The organism is Bradyrhizobium sp. NBAIM01 (assembly GCF_020194115.1).
Taxonomy (GTDB): domain Bacteria; phylum Pseudomonadota; class Alphaproteobacteria; order Rhizobiales; family Xanthobacteraceae; genus Bradyrhizobium; species Bradyrhizobium yuanmingense.
Window position 1 is genome coordinate 1 of the sequence record NZ_JADYVU010000031.1, and the last position, 850, is coordinate 850.

Consider the following 850-nt stretch of genomic DNA (forward strand, 5'->3'; position numbering starts at 1 on the left):
CGGCTAACCCACCCTGTACCCTTCTGGCGTTCGGAGGCCAGTCAGTTGGTGTAGGCTGGTCGCCGGGCCGATCCGCCGGGAGCCGCCTTGCCCACCTGTGCCTAGAGCACCGACGTAGGACCCGCGTCCTGGCGGAGCATCTGCGATCGAGATCCACTAGGAGGTTTGCGCCGCGAGCGCCGGTACAGGGATTGATTGGGATCGCAGTTGGCCCGCCTTTTGGAAGCGAGGAGGTCCATCAAATGGTCGAGAATGTGCATTGGTTTGTCGGGATCGACTGGGCAACGCAAAGCCATCGCGTTTGCTTGCTCAATGCCGAAGGAGGGCGGCTGGGAGAGCGAGAGTTCGCCCATGGCGGAGCCGATCTGGTGGAGTTGCGCGACTGGCTGCTCGAGAAGACGAAGGCTGCACCGGCGCAGATCGCCGTGGCAATCGAGATGCCGCACGGTCCTGTGGTGGAGATGCTGCTTGAGTGTGGGTTCCTGGTCTTTGCCATCAATCCCAAGCAGCTTGATCGCTTCCGTGATCGCTTCACGGTCGCGGGTGCCAAGGATGACAGCCGTGACGCTCTTGTCCTAGGGGATTCCTTGCGTACCGATCGCAAGGCCTTCCGGCAGCTTGCCATGGACGATCCGGCGGTGATCAGGTTGCGCGAATGGTCGCGCCTGCTAGATGAGCTGCAGCAGGAACGGACGCGTCTGTCTAACCGCCTGCGTCAGCAGTTGTGGCGTTATTACCCGCAAGCGGCCGAGCTGACCGATGATGTCGCAGACGACTGGTTCCTGAGCTTGTGGCAGAAGGTGCCGACACCCGCTGCGGCCGCCAAGGCATCGGAGAAGACGATTGCGCG

General features: G+C 62.4%; 1 protein-coding gene. It reads left to right on the top strand.

What is annotated here, in order from left to right:
• Positions 1-242: 242 nt before the first annotated feature.
• Positions 243-850 (top strand): IS110 family transposase (locus I6F31_RS36220; RefSeq protein WP_225187057.1); only part of this gene is annotated, 608 nt, incomplete at its 3' end.